12 protein-coding genes and 1 pseudogene are annotated in these 15,158 nt (G+C 57.4%); 7 read left to right on the top strand and 6 right to left on the bottom strand.

The window, feature by feature from the left end; translation table 11 throughout:
• The first annotated feature begins 122 nt into the window (after positions 1 to 122).
• Both JQ575_RS36015 and JQ575_RS36020 read left to right on the top strand, forming a co-directional pair.
• Entirely contained in the window at positions 123 to 590 is a 468-nt protein-coding gene (locus JQ575_RS36015) for a carboxymuconolactone decarboxylase family protein (protein WP_212037952.1), read from the top strand.
• 39 nt (positions 591 to 629) lie between these two features.
• Positions 630 to 1,277, top strand: a complete 648-nt coding sequence (locus JQ575_RS36020) for a cysteine hydrolase family protein (RefSeq protein WP_212037953.1) — start codon at positions 630 to 632, stop codon at positions 1,275 to 1,277.
• Between the two features lie 237 nt (positions 1,278 to 1,514).
• On the opposite strand, the gene JQ575_RS36025 is transcribed toward JQ575_RS36020, so the two are convergent.
• The gene (locus tag JQ575_RS36025) at positions 1,515 to 2,240 is read right to left on the bottom strand and encodes a helix-turn-helix domain-containing protein (RefSeq protein WP_212037954.1); all 726 of its coding nucleotides are present in this window, start codon (positions 2,238 to 2,240) and stop codon (positions 1,515 to 1,517) included.
• Between the two features lie 397 nt (positions 2,241 to 2,637).
• Entirely contained in the window at positions 2,638 to 3,411 is a 774-nt protein-coding gene (locus JQ575_RS36030) for a sensor histidine kinase (protein WP_212037955.1), read from the bottom strand.
• 421 nt (positions 3,412 to 3,832) lie between these two features.
• Here JQ575_RS36030 and JQ575_RS36035 point away from each other — a divergent pair, with 421 nt between their 5' ends.
• Positions 3,833 to 4,207 carry a response regulator gene (locus tag JQ575_RS36035; protein WP_312016081.1) on the top strand — a complete coding sequence of 125 codons (375 nt, stop codon included), beginning with the start codon at positions 3,833 to 3,835 and terminating at the stop codon, positions 4,205 to 4,207.
• A 79-nt stretch (positions 4,208 to 4,286) separates the two neighbouring features.
• The gene (locus JQ575_RS36040) at positions 4,287 to 4,916 is read left to right on the top strand and encodes a response regulator transcription factor (protein WP_212037956.1); all 630 of its coding nucleotides are present in this window, start codon (positions 4,287 to 4,289) and stop codon (positions 4,914 to 4,916) included.
• A gap of 316 nt (positions 4,917 to 5,232) precedes the next feature.
• On the opposite strand, the gene JQ575_RS36045 is transcribed toward JQ575_RS36040, so the two are convergent.
• Positions 5,233 to 8,043, bottom strand: a complete 2,811-nt coding sequence (locus JQ575_RS36045; protein WP_212037957.1) for a PAS domain S-box protein — start codon at positions 8,041 to 8,043, stop codon at positions 5,233 to 5,235.
• Between the two features lie 416 nt (positions 8,044 to 8,459).
• Here JQ575_RS36045 and JQ575_RS36050 point away from each other — a divergent pair, with 416 nt between their 5' ends.
• A complete protein-coding gene (locus JQ575_RS36050; RefSeq protein WP_212037958.1) occupies positions 8,460 to 10,064 on the top strand; it encodes a GMC family oxidoreductase in 1,605 nt (534 codons plus the stop codon).
• A 161-nt stretch (positions 10,065 to 10,225) separates the two neighbouring features.
• On the opposite strand, the gene JQ575_RS36055 is transcribed toward JQ575_RS36050, so the two are convergent.
• The 3 genes from JQ575_RS36055 to JQ575_RS36065 all read right to left on the bottom strand — a co-directional run bounded on the left by JQ575_RS36055 (position 10,226) and on the right by JQ575_RS36065 (position 13,569).
• Positions 10,226 to 11,230: a biotin/lipoyl-binding protein gene (locus JQ575_RS36055; protein ID WP_409364857.1), complete on the bottom strand. Its 1,005-nt coding sequence runs from the start codon at positions 11,228 to 11,230 to the stop codon at positions 10,226 to 10,228.
• A 186-nt stretch (positions 11,231 to 11,416) separates the two neighbouring features.
• Entirely contained in the window at positions 11,417 to 11,620 is a 204-nt protein-coding gene (locus tag JQ575_RS36060; RefSeq protein ID WP_212037959.1) for a DUF1656 domain-containing protein, read from the bottom strand.
• Positions 11,617 to 13,569: an FUSC family protein gene (locus JQ575_RS36065; protein ID WP_212037960.1), complete on the bottom strand. Its 1,953-nt coding sequence runs from the start codon at positions 13,567 to 13,569 to the stop codon at positions 11,617 to 11,619. Before JQ575_RS36065 ends, JQ575_RS36060 begins: the two co-directional genes overlap by 4 nt.
• A 236-nt stretch (positions 13,570 to 13,805) precedes the next feature.
• Here JQ575_RS36065 and JQ575_RS45170 point away from each other — a divergent pair.
• Positions 13,806 to 14,237, top strand: a pseudogene (locus JQ575_RS45170) (DUF983 domain-containing protein); the annotation flags it as partial.
• A 179-nt stretch (positions 14,238 to 14,416) separates the two neighbouring features.
• Positions 14,417 to 15,058, top strand: coding sequence for a flavodoxin family protein (locus tag JQ575_RS36075; protein ID WP_212037961.1), 642 nt, complete (start codon positions 14,417 to 14,419; stop codon positions 15,056 to 15,058).
• Positions 15,059 to 15,158 lie beyond the last annotated feature (100 nt).

Here is a 15,158-nt window from a genome sequence, read left to right on the forward strand (position 1 = left end):
AATGGACGTCTCGTGATGGACGACTATTTCCTTTGAAGCGCCAGAGCGAACGCCTTCTGCGCTTGCAGTTGTCGTCAAAGACCGTTCAGGCGCTATCGAAACCGTCAATCCAGGGAGTCATCATGAGCAATCGCATCGACTACGCCAAGGCTTCGCCCGCAGGATACAAAGCTTTCGGCGGCGTGTACGTTCATCTTCAAAACAGCAGCCTCGAGAAAGAACTCGTCAATCTCGTCTACTTGCGGGTTTCGCATATAAACGGCTGCGCATTCTGTATCGACATGCATTCCCGCGACCTGCTCAAGCTCGGCGTTACCGTAGACAAGCTCGTACTCGTACCGGTTTGGCGGGACGCCGGCGCGCTTTTCAGTGCCCGCGAATGCGCCGCGCTTGCTTGGGCGGAAATTGTAACCCGCGTGGCCGAAACCAACATTCCCGATGCTGACTACCAAGCGGCCAAGGCCGTATTCCGCGACAACGATCTTGCAGATCTAACATACGCAATCAGCTTGATTAACGTGTTCAATCGCTTGTCGATTGCGTTCCGTACGCCGCCCGCTGCTGCCGTCAAGGCGGAGAATGCCGCATAGGCGAAGTTGCCATTGCCTTGGTTAAGCAAGGAGAGTTCGATGACGACCACTTACGACCCGAAGATTACCGCGCTGCTGTGCATCGACTTCTACAACGACTTCCTGAGCGCAGGCGGGAAACTCTGGCCGTGGGTCAAGGACATCGCCGAGGAGGTCAACCTCCTCGACAATCTTCGCACGATCGTACGGGCAGCCCGCGAGGCAGAAATCGCAATTTATCACGTTCCGCATCATCGCTGGGAACCAGGCGACTATGTGGACTGGAAATACCCCTCTCCCTATCAGCTCGGCGCGGCAGAGCGGCAGGCCTTTGCGAAGGACACCTGGGGTGGGACGTTCCATGACGACTTCCAAGTTCAGCCAGGCGACATCATTGCCACCGAACACTGGGCATCGAGCGGCTTTCCGAATACAGACCTCGAACACAAGCTCAAGCGGTACGGCAAGGAAAAGATCATCTGCATAGGTCTGCTTGCGAACACCTGCCTTGAGGCCACAGCACGCGTCGGAATGGAACTCGGCTTCCACGTCACGCTGATTCGAGACGGCACGGCGGCCCGCTCGCATGAAGCCCTGCATGCCGCACTGAACATCGACGGCCCGACCTTTGCTCATGAGATTTTGACGACGGCCGAGCTGGTATCGGCAATCAGACGCTCCGTGCCCGCCGACAAGTCCGCAGCCTAAGCGATTCAGTTCGAACGCCAGTTCCGATCGGAGGAGGCGGACGGAGGCCTGGCGCGATTTGCGCGCCGGCCAACAAATTCCGCGCCATCACCCGGCTATACCAAACCACAGACTATTGCGCCCACGTTGCGGTGCACTCCGGCGATACGCATCCCCGAGGAAATAGATAAGATGCTGCACCTAACCATTGCCCGCGGGTGTAGGCCCCTCGTCGGGGGTCGATGCTCAAATCCGAAATCATTCAGACGCCGGACCAAGATGGAGAGCACGCGGCACTTTGGGCTCCCCGGGTTCTTCCTGGGACAAAGGCGCGGCGGGACTTTTGCGTTCGCTCCTGACAACAAGCCGCCAGCGCGCTGGGCTTTGGCCAGTGAGGCGTTTGAAGACGGTCGAGAAATGAGATTGAGCCTGGAAACCGACCCTAAGCGCCACCTCTGCCAGCCCCATATCCGTGCTTGATAGTATGGACTTCGCGCGTTCGATGCGTTGATGTTGCAGATAATCGTGGGGACGCAATCCGGTCGCGGCTCGGAACTGTCCAGCGAAATACATCCGCGACAATCCGGCAACCGCGGCGAGATCCGCGAGAGTCAAGGCCTTGTCAGAGTGCGCCTCAACATAGTCCCGCACGCGCTTCAGTCGCCACTTGGGTAGCGCATTTGTCGTTGGCGGCGACAATTCCATTCGAGCGATATGCATCACAAGCGTTTGGCCTACGCTATCAACATAACACTTATCGCTCGTATTGTTGTCGTCGACCAACGTGCGGCCAAGCATTTCCGCCAGGGGATCGCGAATAATAAGGACATTCGGGTTCGCCTCGGTTGGCTCAACCCCCGCTGCATCTTGGCGGTCTCGAAGATAGCCGCTCGATACGTGAAAATGGATGAAGTCGCATGGCTCAAAAAACTCGGCGGTCAGTAACTGACCCGGACCGGTGACGTGCAGCGTCCCGGCAGGCATAATGCCGTCATATATAGTATGTGGACCTCTCATGAACTTGAGACGCGTTGTCTTCAACGCAACGCCAATAATATACCGCTCGGAGGGCCACACCGCATTCTCGCAACGACGAAGGCTCCTGCGATCGATCCAGCGCGATATCAGAATGTCCTGTTCGCGCGGCCGATCGTCGATAGCACCCGGGCAACGCCAGACCCGCTCCTCGTAAAGGCCTCGACGCGTTATGTGATGCCCTTCCGCTGCCTGTAACGCTCGATGGGTCGCGGCTCGCTGGATATTAGGTCTGACCTTAACTGTCTGGCAGGACATCTTTTTCTTCCATCGAATTGCGACGTGAGCTGCGCGGCTCATTACCGCCTGCCTGCGCGTCTCATTGCCGAAACGCCGCCCCTGAGAATCATTTGGTACTGGCTGAATCTGAAACTTGTTTCGCAGACACCGTGGCGCCGGCTGCCTCGGCGTTTGCAGCAATCCAATCGCCGCCATCCAACTGCAGATCGCTGTGCGTCTGCAGAGCGTTATCGTCGATCGGAAATATAAGTACTGACGTGGCGCCCTCCGCCCCAAATCGATGAACGATCTCTCCATTCAACCCGCTCGCCAGGGCCGCCATGATTTTCAATCCTTGACCCGGGGTAGATGAATGCCTTGACGACCCATTGTCCATGAAGCTGCATTGCGCAAATGGTCCGAAGCTCGACAATTCGATTCTAATTGTTCCTCCTCGGTCGCCGAAAGCGTGCCGGGCAGAATTTGTGATCAATTCGGAGACGATCATACCAAGCTTCCAGCATTTCTCGGCGTTCAGATGGAGAGCAGACTCGGACAGCACCATCTCGATCCCTCGCCGATCCAGGACGGCACGCTTGATCGATTGGCAAAGCGTACGGATGTACCTGGATGCATCGACACCCGCGCTGTATGTCGGCATTTGAAGGGCGCGATGCATGTCGGCATAGTTATGCAAGAGATTGATCACTTCGAGTAACGCCGCCTTCACCTCATCGCTGCTCGAGCGCGAGGCCATCCTTGACGAAACTCCAATTAGGGAAGCGTACTCATTGTTGATTCGATGCGCGAGCTCCCGAACCAGGATATACTCGCTCGTCTTCACCGGTTCACTGGACGCAACAGCATCCGCGACTTCATTTTGTAATCGGATCGCCCGCATTGTATCATCCTGAACGGTTTGTGGGTTTGTGCGATCAGCCTGACTCTCGAGCTGAATTGACCTTTTCTCGCCTTGACCGACTTCGCTTGCGATCGCATGTTGGGGAACACGCACACTCGAATCTATTGCACCATGGTGTCGTCGATACTTTTCGATAGTCCGTGATGTGCCGGTATTCCTGCGCTCGGAAAACGTGCACAGCCCAACCGCCGGCGTTCCTTCGAGACGGCTACGGAGGCAGCGGAGGCGATACCGCTGCGAATTCTCCGGTCTCAGGACTTGGAATGCGATTAGGGGCCTTCAATGGAGGTCACCAAACCGACACCAAGGTATGATCGACCTTGGCCCGTGGATTGGCGCAGAGTCCGTGATGGTGACCGGCAACGGTGGCGGAAGATACGCAGTGCGTTATGAGGAACTCGTGATTACCAAACGCCCGCTTGTATCGGTCGTCGACGACGACGAGTCGGTTCGCGAGTCGTTGCCAGATCTGCTGAAGGAATTCGGCCTCTCCGTGCAGACGTTCTCGTCGGGCGAAGAGTTCCTCGCGTCTCAATACGTCTCCGAGACTGCGTGCCTCATCCTGGACGTCGCAATGCCCGGCATGAGCGGGCCTGCCGTGCAACAGGAACTACTGCAACGTCAGAAGAAAATACCCATCGTCTTCATTACCGCCCAGGAATGCGAAGCCATCCGTCCGCAATTACTCGAGCGAGGCGCCACCGAATGCTTGTCCAAGCCCTTCAGCGACACGGCTCTCCGGGAGGCAATCAACGCCGCGCTTGGAACGAAATAGCGCCAGGGCATACTATTGCACGGGAAGGATTCTAATGAAATTATTCAGCGCGCCTGGCCATAGCTCGGGGTCGGTACTCATGTCACTCGCCACGCCAATTGTGTTCGTTGTCGACGATGACATATCCGTGCGAGAATCGTTGGAGGCATTGATCCGATTTGCGGGGTGGGAGCCGGAGACATTCGTATCGGCGCAAGAGTTTCTGTCACGTGCCCCGGCTGTCGTCCCGAACTGTCTGGTGCTGGACGTCAGCCTTCCGGGCCTCAACGGCCTCGACCTGCAAAAGCGCATCGCTGGCGACCGGATTGATACGCCAATCATTTTCATTACGGGTCACGGCGACGTGCCCATGACGGTCCAGGCAATGAAGGCGGGAGCGGTTGAGTTCCTGATGAAGCCATTCAGCGACGAGGTGCTGCTGAACGCTATTCGACACGCGCTCGAGCGCAGCCGCGGCGTCCTTGATCACGGCGCGAAGGTGCGGATGATCCGGAACCGTTATGCGTCACTTAGCCGCCGAGAACGGGAGGTCATGGCCTTGGTCGTGACTGGACAATTAAATAAGCAGGTTGCGTTTGAGCTCGGCATCAGCGAGATCACGGTGAAAGCCCATCGAGGCAGGGTAATGCAAAAGATGAAGGCCGACTCTATCGTCGACTTGGCCGCGATGGCCGCGACACTCCATCTTGCGCCGGCGGAGAACAATTAAGACCGACCGAGGCCTTTCCGCCTTCGATATCTCATCGGTTGCTTCATGTAGACCGCCACCTGAGTAAGAGCTCTCAACTCGCCAATGCAAACGGCATCGTGTCTTTTTGTAAATTGCAAGAGTCGCGCGAAATACGCGATCGTCTCGATCCGATAGAAGAAGACGTCATGGAGAGATTGCCGATCGGCCCCCCGCCGTCCTGGGTCTCCCCATGGACGCCCTCCCCCTGAACTGGCCCGATGACTGAACAGTCATCGGGCGATTTTTTAATCCCGGCAACGACTGTAATCAGCAATCAAACGACCAGAAATTGCCTTCAAACGCCTCTCATGCTCAGCTTCTTATCGGAAGTGTTCCGACTTGTGCTCGTTTCCTGATTGTGGTCGCTCTCTAATCCAAACGGAATGGAAAACGAAAATGAAACGCCATGAGTTTCGTTCGGTGTTACCCAAAGACGGCCGCGATGATTTTCGACAATGGAGCGGCTAACCGACAAGCCGATCCCCATGCCGCCAGCCTTGGTCGTGTAAAAAGCATCGAACAGGCGGTTGGTATCCTGAAGATTGAATCCAACTCCTGCGTCTTGCACAGTCACACGAACCTGATCATCAGGCTCTCGCTCGGTTCTGACGACCAGCTTCCTCGGACGATCTTCAACATCTCTCATCGCGTCTGACGCGTTTCGGATCAGATTCAGGATAACCTGCTGCAGCTGAACTCGATCGCCCATGACAAGCGGGAGCTCATCCGCAAATTCGGTCTGAATGTGGACACGATCTCTTTGAAGTTCGCCCAACAACAGAGCAATCACCTCCTGCGCAGCTTCACTCACGTCAACCGATTCGAATACAAACTTCCTCTTGCCAAAGAGCGCACGCAACCGAACGATGACATCGGATGCGCGGTTGCCGTCCCGAATCGTGCGCCGCGCGGTTTCGCGCGCTCCTTCGACATTGGGTGGCTCGGCGGCCAGCATCCGAAGGCAGGTACTGGCATTGGTGAGGATGCCCGACAGAGGCTGGTTGACCTCATGCGCAATCGACGCCGTCAATGCACCAAGGCTTGCGACCCTCACGACGTGTGCCAGCTCTGATCTGACTTCGCCGAGCGCCATTTCCGCGAGGTGGCGCTTCGTAATGTCCTGGACAGCACCAATGTACTCCAGCTGATCATGTTGGTTTCGGGTCGCGTGAGCGACGAGGTGCAGATACTTTACCGAATGGTCCGGCATCTGGAGTCTGTGTTCGTATTCGAAACCGTCAGCTGCACTTTTCGCCCGGGCCATCATGTCGCGCAGCAAGTGCATGTCATCCGGGTGAACGCGAGTGGCAATCAGTTCGACCGTTACGGGAATCGCCTGATCAAACTCGAAGATGCGATAGACCTGATCAGACCACATGATGTCGCCAGTCGCCAAACACCATGAGAAGCTACCCGTACGACTGAGGCGTTGCCCTTCGCCGAGAAATGCCTCGCTTTGCCGTAGTTCTTCTTCCCATTGTTTTCGTTCCATAATGTCGCGCAGGTAGCCTGTGAACGATGGCGGCCCGTCCAGCGGAATACGAGAGATCGTCAACTCGACCGGAAACTCGCTTCCATCAGCGCGCACCGCGACCGTCTCAAGGCGCTTTCCGATCAGCCTGGACTCACCTGTCGCCAAATGACGGGCTAGTCCCAGCTGGTGCTTCTCCCGCATTGAGGGAGGGACGATCACTTCGGCCAATTGCTTGCCAACGACAGCATTTCTTCGATAGCCAAAAGTCCGTTCCGCGGCTGGGTTGAACTCGGTAATGGATCCCTCATGATCGATTGTAATGATGCAGTCGATCGCTGAATTGAGGATCGCCGTCTTCCGTGCCTCACTTCGCTTCAGCGCCGCGTCACTCTGCGAACGTTCGATGGCGATGCTGGCGATGTGCGTAAATCGCTCAATAAGTGACTGATGTTCCACCGTAGGTGATCGCGGCTCGCGATAATAGAGCGCAAAGGTCCCCAGAGTCTTTCCGGTCAAGGACACGATCGGCGTCGACCAACACGAGATCAGACCGTGGCGTTTCGCGAGATCGCGCCATCCATCGCGCCAGCGGGTGTCGGTCGCAACGTCCGACATGATTACCTGTATCTTTTCTCGCGCGGCCGTTACGCATGGGCCGCCCCTGTCCTGCAATGACCAGCCGCGCGCTGCCTCGTTGAATTCGGTCGCGAGGCTCGGCGCTATCGCTTCCGCGAACTTGTTACCAGTGGTATCGACCAACAGGATACTGCAGTAGCAATCATCCATGGTGTCTTCGGCCAACTGGCAGAGCACTTCGAGTATCTCCGACAATGATTGGCGTCCTGCCACCATCTCAAGGAGCCGCTTCTCGCTGGCTAGCAGCGCCTCAGCTCGCTTTCGGTCATCTATGTCGGTTTGCAACACATACCAACGAACGATCTGACCGCGCGCATCCCTCAGAGGCAATCCGCGCACATGGAACCACCGATAGACGCCGTCCACCCGTCGTATTCGGTGTTCGATTTCATAAGTTTCCCCGGTGGCTATCGCGCGTTCCCAGGCGCTTGTCACAAAGCGCAGATCGTCCTGATGAACCAGATCACTCGTTTTCCATCCATTCAGTGTTTGGGGCGTTGCATCTGCACCGACGTATTCCAGATAATGGCGGTTGACATCCTCTATCTCGCCAACCGGTGTCAGGAACGTCATCAAGGCGGGGATTGTGTCGGTGACATTGCGGTGTTGCTCATGGCGCGGTCCCAAGAGCACTGCTGATTGTCTTTGGTATTCAATATCGAAGCCTAATCCGCACCATTTGGTTACCGATCCAAACGCATCGACCACGGCACGCATTCGGAAGACGAACCAGCGATACTCCCCATCACGGCTACGGAGCCGCGCTTCCATTGCCCTCGGTTCGGCAACCGACAGGCCGGGCTTCCACCACGCGATCAGTTTGGGCACATCTTCGGGGTGGCATGCCGCGCACCACCCCGTTCTGAGCAGATCATCAATGCTGAGTCCTGTGAACTCGCGCCAAGACTCGCTGAGGAAATCAACGCGGCCGTCAGGCAGCGTCGTCCACACCAATCCAGGAAGCGTGTGAAGAGCGGAACCAAGATCGTCTTTCATTTCGACCCTTTCTCGACGGTCGCCATGATAGTGTTCTAAATTGCGAAAAGAGGTCGATGATACCTTGGTGTCGGTTGAGCAGTTGACATTCTGCCAGTACTCCGCCCAACGACCGAGCCACAACCGATTTTCAACTGGTGCATCCAGCACTTATGGGTTCAGCGGCGGACGCTCGTTGATGAACACGAGCGGGATATCGCCTATCCCGAATCACCAGATGCAAACCCCACAACACCTAGGTGCAATGGATTCACGTTCGATCCCGCGCAATGACAGGTCAGCAATTAGGTGCTGCCGTTTCATGCGAGGCGGTTTCGCAACGGCATCGAAGCTCGGCAGTCCCAAGCAGCGGTTGTGCGCGTGGGGACAGCCGATCTCTGATTGAAGAACGCATCTTATCTCGACGGGAGCGCGCCATGGACCATTGTGAATTTGACTACGTCGTCGTTGGCGCCGGTTCGGCCGGGTGCGTATTGGCCTCTCGCTTGACGGAGGATCCAAACGTTACGGTCTGCCTGTTGGAAGCCGGCGGGCGGGATTCCAGCGTCTTGATTCATGCGCCGGCTGGCTTCGTCGCGATGGTGCCAACCAAAATCAATAACTATGCATATCAGACGGTACCTCAGCCCGGCCTGAATGGCCGCCGCGGATATCAACCGCGCGGCAGAACCCTTGGAGGCTCGAGCTCGATCAATGCGATGTTCTATGTGCGAGGAAACAGGTGGGATTACGACCACTGGGCATCGCTTGGCAATCCGGGCTGGTCTTATGACGACGTATTGCCGCTGTTCAAGCGCGCTGAAAACAACGAAGAAATCAAAGATGACTTCCACGGACAGGGCGGTCCACTGAACGTTACCTATCCGCGACACCAGAGTCCGCTCACCAACCTGTTTCTAGAGGCCGCTGCCCTGCACCAGATTCGACCAAACCCCGATTACAATGGAGCCGAACAAGAGGGCGCCTTCAAATATCAGGTCACTCACAAGGGCGGCGAGCGCTGGAGCGCTGCCAAGGCGTACATAACCCCAAACCTCTCGCGAAAAAATCTCAGGGTTTTGACCCACGCCGTCTCGGCGAAGATATTGCTTGAAAATCGCCGCGCACGTGGCGTGATGTACTACCAAGGAGGCGGATTGAAGGAAGCGCGAGCGCGACGAGAAGTGATCCTGGCGGGCGGGACGTTTGGCTCACCGCAGCTACTGCAGCTTTCCGGCATTGGGCCCGGCGAAGAACTGAAAAAGCTCGACATTCCAGTCGAGAATGACGTGCCTGGCGTCGGCAAGAACCTACAGGACCATATTGACTACGTTCAATCGTGGCGCGTGCCGAACGATACTGAGACAGTTGGCGTTTCGTTCCGAGGCGGGTTGAAGCTGGCACGCGCGATCTTCGAATGGCGCAAGGCGCGCACAGGCCTCGTGACGACGACCTATGGCACTTCCGGCGCATTCATCCGTTCGTCGCCCGACGCCCCGGCTCCCGATCTGCAGTTGATTTTCGTCATTGCGATAGTTGACGATCACGGACGCAAACTCCACATGGGTCATGGCATCTCCTGCCATGTGGACGTCTTGCGCCCGTACAGTCGGGGCACCGTTGGACTTGACAGCACCGACCCGCGCGATGCTCCTCGAATTGATCCCAAATTCCTTTCAGATGAGCGCGATCTGAAACTGCTGGTCAAGGGAGCCCAGATCCAGCAACGCATCATCGAATCCCGACCTTTCGATCGGCTCCGTGGCAAGATGCTGTACCCGACGCGATCCAACGATCCCGCCGGCTTGGAGAAGGATATTCGCTGCCGCGCTGACACGCAGTATCACCCGATCGGCACCTGTAAAATGGGCCCGGACAGCGATTCGACGGCCGTAGTGGATGCAACGCTGCGCGTGCGGGGGGTTGGCGCGTTGCGCGTGGTTGACGCGTCGATCATGCCAACCATAGTCGGCGGCAACACCAATGCCGCGACAATCATGATTGCCGAAAAGGCCGCCGACTTGATCCGAGAAAGCACCTGATTTCGCTAGAACTTCATAGCGCGAACACGGAAACGGACCCCGACTTCATACGCGACTATCGCGAAAAGCTGTTGTGACTCCCTTGGACCGTCTTCCTTGAACAATGCATGCCAGCTTTCCCGTTCACAGAAACAAGAAGGGTGGCAATCGCGCCGCTCTGGTCATCTACCGCGGGGTGCGCAGTCGGGTGAACCTTGCGGACCGTAAATGACGTTACTCAAGCGGTTCGTAAGGTTATGAAAGCGTTGGTGAAGCCAGCCACCACTGTCACTCGCCCGCTCGTCGCGGATCGTCACCGTAACAGTCATTCCCGAAACGAGCGGAACCCCGGCCGGTACATTGGTGATCTTGAAGCGCACAGGCAGTCGTTGCGCCAGCCGCACCCAGGTGTAGACCGGATCAACGCTGGGCAGCCCTTGAGTGCTCGGTGCGGCGTTGGAGACGCTGATGCCACGGGTCACACTCTCGACCAGCCCAAGGATCGGGTCGCGATATCCCATCAGTGCCGCTTCGGCACGCATGCCGACGCAGATATGAGCCATCTTGGTTTCCTCGAAGTAGCCGTCAATCCAGTAACTATCCGCATCGATGACCGAAATGTTGGTCGCGCCAGCGTGAGCATAGTCTCCGACCCGCATCAGTAGATTGGTGACATAACCATTGACGGGACTGCGCACCTGCGTCCGCTTGAGATTAATGTCGGCTTGTGCAACTTGCTGCTGGGCAGCGTCGAAGGCTGCCTGCGCCTGGTTGGCATTGCCGGCAAACACTTGCTGCTCTTCAGGTGTCGTGGCGAGGTCGGAGAGCCGCATTCGTCGTTCCGATTGGATTCGCTTGACCTGCAAATCGGTGGCTTTCTGACGCAACATCGCTTGGCTCGTGTCGAGCGCCACCTTAAAATCGAACGTATCGATCACATAGAGCACGTCACCTTCGCGAACGAACTGGTTGTCGACGACTCGGATTTCCGTAATTTGTCCCGACACCTGAGGCGCAATGCTTGCTACCTGCACGCGGATGCGGCCGTCTCGCGTCCACGGCGCGTTAACATAAATGTCCCAGATGAGGAGAGCGGTTAGCCCGGCGAACGCAAGGATGGCCGCAGTCGTCGCGTGCTTGAACACCTTCAGAGCAAAGCGAGCCATAGGGCCTGGAACCCCAGTCATCTGTCCTTTCAAAACGGACCTTTCGACGCTCAGATTTCTTTCAAGGGTAACGCCCGGCCGATCTCCGCCCAGCGCGAGGCCGCCACCACTCATAGGGCGCTCAGCCGCCGTGGCGCGGGTATCGGCGATGTTATCTTTCGTCCGGTGGTCTGTGATGGTATCGGCCAGCTGCAAGACCTTCTCCCTCTAGAACACTGCAATCAAAAGCGCGAGAATCGCGACGTAGAGGCTCAACTCCGCCGCGGGCGGATTACTGAAGGCGCGTTCGAACGATACGAGGTACAGCAAGGGACGCAGCACAGCGAAGATTGCAAGGGCGGCACCTGCATAGAGGACGAAAGGCGAGACGAGCACCCCGTCGAGGACCAATTCAGGGAAGGTACGCATCATGAGGCACAAGACCCATGCGGATGGACGCCGAGGGCGGCGGTGGGTTCGATCAGGGAAGCAGCCCAGATCAGATCCAGGCGGGCCGCGCGAGCGAGGGCCAGGTCATCACGACTGAACCCAGCGGTCGCGCCTGCGAGATCGTCGGCAATTCGGCGAAGGCGAAGGGGATCACAGGCAGCCAGAGCCGCATTGGTCTCGACCATCAACCGTGAGCCCGTTCGAGCAACTAGTTCGGTCAGCGTTGTCCGAACCCGGCGCACAGCCGCCGCACGTCCGAACAAATCCATAGCCTGACGGAGGTCATCCCGGTGTCCATCTGGCGAAGGTTGCAGCGCTGCGAGTTGCCTAATGCGGTCCGCGTCTCGGAACAGGGCCTCTTCATTTGGGCGCCGACAGTAGCCATCGGTAAGGAGTCCACGCATCTCTGCTTGCGCCGACATCAGGTACCAGTGCCGCCGAAGCGCATCGGACGTTGGAAGGACAACCCGGAGAAGGACGAACAGCAGGATAACCGATGCGATCGCAATAAAGCTGGAGAACAGGTAGGGTTCGGGGTCGTAACGCTGCGGATTCGTTGGCGAGAGCATCACGGGAAAGACAACCAGCACAAGGAACGCGGTCACGGCCAGTCTCGGGTTGGGCGCCGTGCACAGGAGCGCGGTGGCAATGACGCTTGGTGCTATACCGATCGCCAAGAGAGGAAACTGGTCGACCCCGTCCAGAATAAAAAATTCGGTTACACCCGCAAGCATCACAGCGATCGGTACAGCGATAACAGCTGCTGTGGCGAAAGCGTCCGAGTTCGGAACGTTGGCACTCAGGGCAATGATCACTCCTGTCAAAGCGATGCCTAGCGATGCGAACGGCCAGCCGCCAAGGGACAATAAGGCCGCGATCGTCAGCGCTACCAGAAACGCGCGCAGCCCGTTTCGTGCCGCCACTCGGCTCGAGCGGTAGATGGGCGCATCAAACTCAAGTGTAGGGCGCCGGCCTGCTTGGAGAGCTCCAATAGCGTCTTTAGCTCTTTGGTTCTCGACCAGCAATTCTAGAGCGTAACGGACGAAAATCGCCTCGTACGGGCCAAAGTTACCGGAATTCGCATGCTGTTGCAGGCGTCCAAGCAAAACACGGTTCTCTTCCGCCAGACCATTGTCGAGTGCCTCCCCTAGCCCGGTTCGGAGAGATCGCAACGTCGTCGGGGGGAGTGATGCCAATGCGTCTACGGCGCTGACTACACCGACCAATGCTACGGCCGCGTTACGGGCTGCCGCGCGCCGCGCCGACCCACGACCCGATTCGATCGCAAGGGCCGAGATGTCGGGACGAAGCGCTGTGATCTCACGCAGCAGATTGGCCGACCGGATCGGGTCGGCGCTCTTGCCACCCAGGATAACAAGTGCAACGGCTATTATTCGCCGATGGATGGTTATGAGCTTGGACATTAGACTCGCATCCAAGTTTGGAGCACCGAATACTTCGCTGATCAGAGCGAGCGCGGCGACTCCGACCACAATAGCCGCACCGCGGTTAAAGCCGGCCAGGACGATGTTCTGAGGCGAGTCGATCTGAACCACAGCCACCAGAGCGACCGTATAACCGGATAACACGGCGCCGTAGGCCCTGCTGTCTTCCAAGAGCCCGCCAACGTAAACGCAGAGTCCGAGCCAAGCCGCGAAGACGACCATGAACAGCTCACGCGTTTGCGCGAACAATCCAGCAATCGCAATGGACGCGATAACCCCGATGATAGTGGCGAGGATCCGGTATAGGGCCCTCTGATACGCTTGCCCGCGTGTTTGCAACGCGAGAATGCTGACGGTAACCGCGGCAGACGACGCACTGTCGAGCTGCAGCCAGAAAGCCGCGTATAGGGCCGTCACCATGGCAGCCCAGGCCCGGAACGCAAATGCCCAGGAAGAGAGGGGAAACGCGGCTATCATACGAAACATGGTCAGTCCGAGCCCCTCAATCCATTCAGAATAGCTCTCGTGAGGCCGGGGAATACCGGGACCGAGAGATACAGAAGGATGTTAAGCGACGCGCGATTCTATTGGACCAAGGTGTCGTCAATACTTCAGTGCCATCGGCCGGCTGCCCTGGAATGTGAAAAAACAGTTCTATGCAGGAAGAATAAATTCGATCAGAAGGCGAGGATATGGGTGCTGCCATTGAGGAGGGCATCGAGATGACGCAAACAATCCCTGTGGCGCGGGCGACAATCAGTCCAGCGCCCGCCCGCCCTGAAGAAACCACCTCGCTTTACCAGGCGATGATGCGTGGATTTCGTTGCAGATGCCCGAACTGTGGCAAAGGTCATCTGTTCGGCAAATATCTAAAGGTTGCTGATCAATGCGAAGAATGCGGCGAAGAATTTCATCACCACCGCGCCGATGACTTGCCAGCCTATCTCGTCATCATCGTGGTTGGCCATGTTATCGTTCCAGCCGTTCTGGCCGTCGAAGTTGCCTACTCGCCACCCTACTGGCTACACGCGCTGATCTGGCTACCACTGACCGTCGTGAGTTCGCTCGGCCTTCTGCAACCTACGAAGGGCGCAATCGTCGGTCTGCAGTGGCAGACTGGAATGCATGGTTTCGAAGCGGCCAGGACGCGCAGGCTGGAGCAGCTTGCCATCACCGCTTCGGTAACATCCGAGCCGGCGTTGATCGGTCCAACACAGCAGGTCGTGCATTCTCGACATTGGTCGTACAACATGAAAGACGATCGCGCATTGTTCGGACTAAGCACTGACCGAGCCCAAAACGGGGCAGAACGTATTTCCGATCGGTGTCAACCATGAACCACGAAGTACCGGCCATTCCAATAACGGTTGCCGTGATATTTCACAGTGGCTTTGGCCACACTGCTCGGCAGGCCGAAACTGTGCGGCGTGGTGTCGAACGGGTCGCGGGCGCATCTGTCCTCTTTTTGACATCAGACGAAGCTCAGGGCCGCTTGGATGACCTGAAACTTGTAGACGCAATCATCTTCGGCGCGCCGACCTACATGGGAAGCGTGTCGGGACGTTTCAAAACCTTCATGGATTCGACGTCAAAATCCTACGCTACGGGCGCGTGGAAGGACAAGATCGCGGCAGGCTTCACAAACTCAGGGTCAAAGTCTGGTGACAAGCTCGCTACACTGACTCAATTCGCTATCTTCGCGGCGCAACATCGCATGCATTGGGTCAATCTCGGTCTTCCGTCTGGCAACAACAGTACGTACGGCTCAGATCAGGACCTCAATCGGCTTGGCTTCTGGCTAGGCGCCGCGGCACAGTCGAACAACGATCAAGGGCCTGACTTTGCCCCACCCGAATCCGATCTTCTGACCGCCGAATATCTCGGCGAGCGCGTGGCAAGGGTCACGCAGCAATTTGTGCGCGGTCGCTTGCCTGCAGTCGATGGCTTGCGGCCAGACATTAGGAGATCATCATGACCAAGCCCGGCTCCGTTGGCGAGTTCATCGTCGTGCCACAAGCCGACGTCGCATTCGTATCACGACCTAGTGTGGTGCGATCGAGCTGGCTTTCTGGGCA

It is taken from the genome of Bradyrhizobium sp. JYMT SZCCT0428, assembly GCF_018131075.1.
GTDB lineage: Bacteria > Pseudomonadota > Alphaproteobacteria > Rhizobiales > Xanthobacteraceae > Bradyrhizobium.

Coding starts and splice junctions, on each gene's coding strand:
- JQ575_RS36020 (WP_212037953.1), top strand. CDS start 630: ATGACGACCACTTACGACCCGAAGATTACCGCGCTGCTGTGCATCGAC.
- JQ575_RS36060 (WP_212037959.1), bottom strand. CDS start 11,620: ATGATGCGTACCTTCCCTGAATTGGTCCTCGACGGGGTGCTCGTCTCG.
- JQ575_RS36065 (WP_212037960.1), bottom strand. CDS start 13,569: ATGTTTCGTATGATAGCCGCGTTTCCCCTCTCTTCCTGGGCATTTGCG.
- JQ575_RS36015 (WP_212037952.1), top strand. CDS start 123: ATGAGCAATCGCATCGACTACGCCAAGGCTTCGCCCGCAGGATACAAA.
- JQ575_RS36030 (WP_212037955.1), bottom strand. CDS start 3,411: ATGCGGGCGATCCGATTACAAAATGAAGTCGCGGATGCTGTTGCGTCC.
- JQ575_RS36045 (WP_212037957.1), bottom strand. CDS start 8,043: ATGAAAGACGATCTTGGTTCCGCTCTTCACACGCTTCCTGGATTGGTG.
- JQ575_RS36055 (WP_409364857.1), bottom strand. CDS start 11,230: ATGACTGGGGTTCCAGGCCCTATGGCTCGCTTTGCTCTGAAGGTGTTC.
- JQ575_RS36075 (WP_212037961.1), top strand. CDS start 14,417: ATGAACCACGAAGTACCGGCCATTCCAATAACGGTTGCCGTGATATTT.
- JQ575_RS36040 (WP_212037956.1), top strand. CDS start 4,287: ATGTCACTCGCCACGCCAATTGTGTTCGTTGTCGACGATGACATATCC.
- JQ575_RS36050 (WP_212037958.1), top strand. CDS start 8,460: ATGGACCATTGTGAATTTGACTACGTCGTCGTTGGCGCCGGTTCGGCC.
- JQ575_RS36025 (WP_212037954.1), bottom strand. CDS start 2,240: ATGCCTGCCGGGACGCTGCACGTCACCGGTCCGGGTCAGTTACTGACC.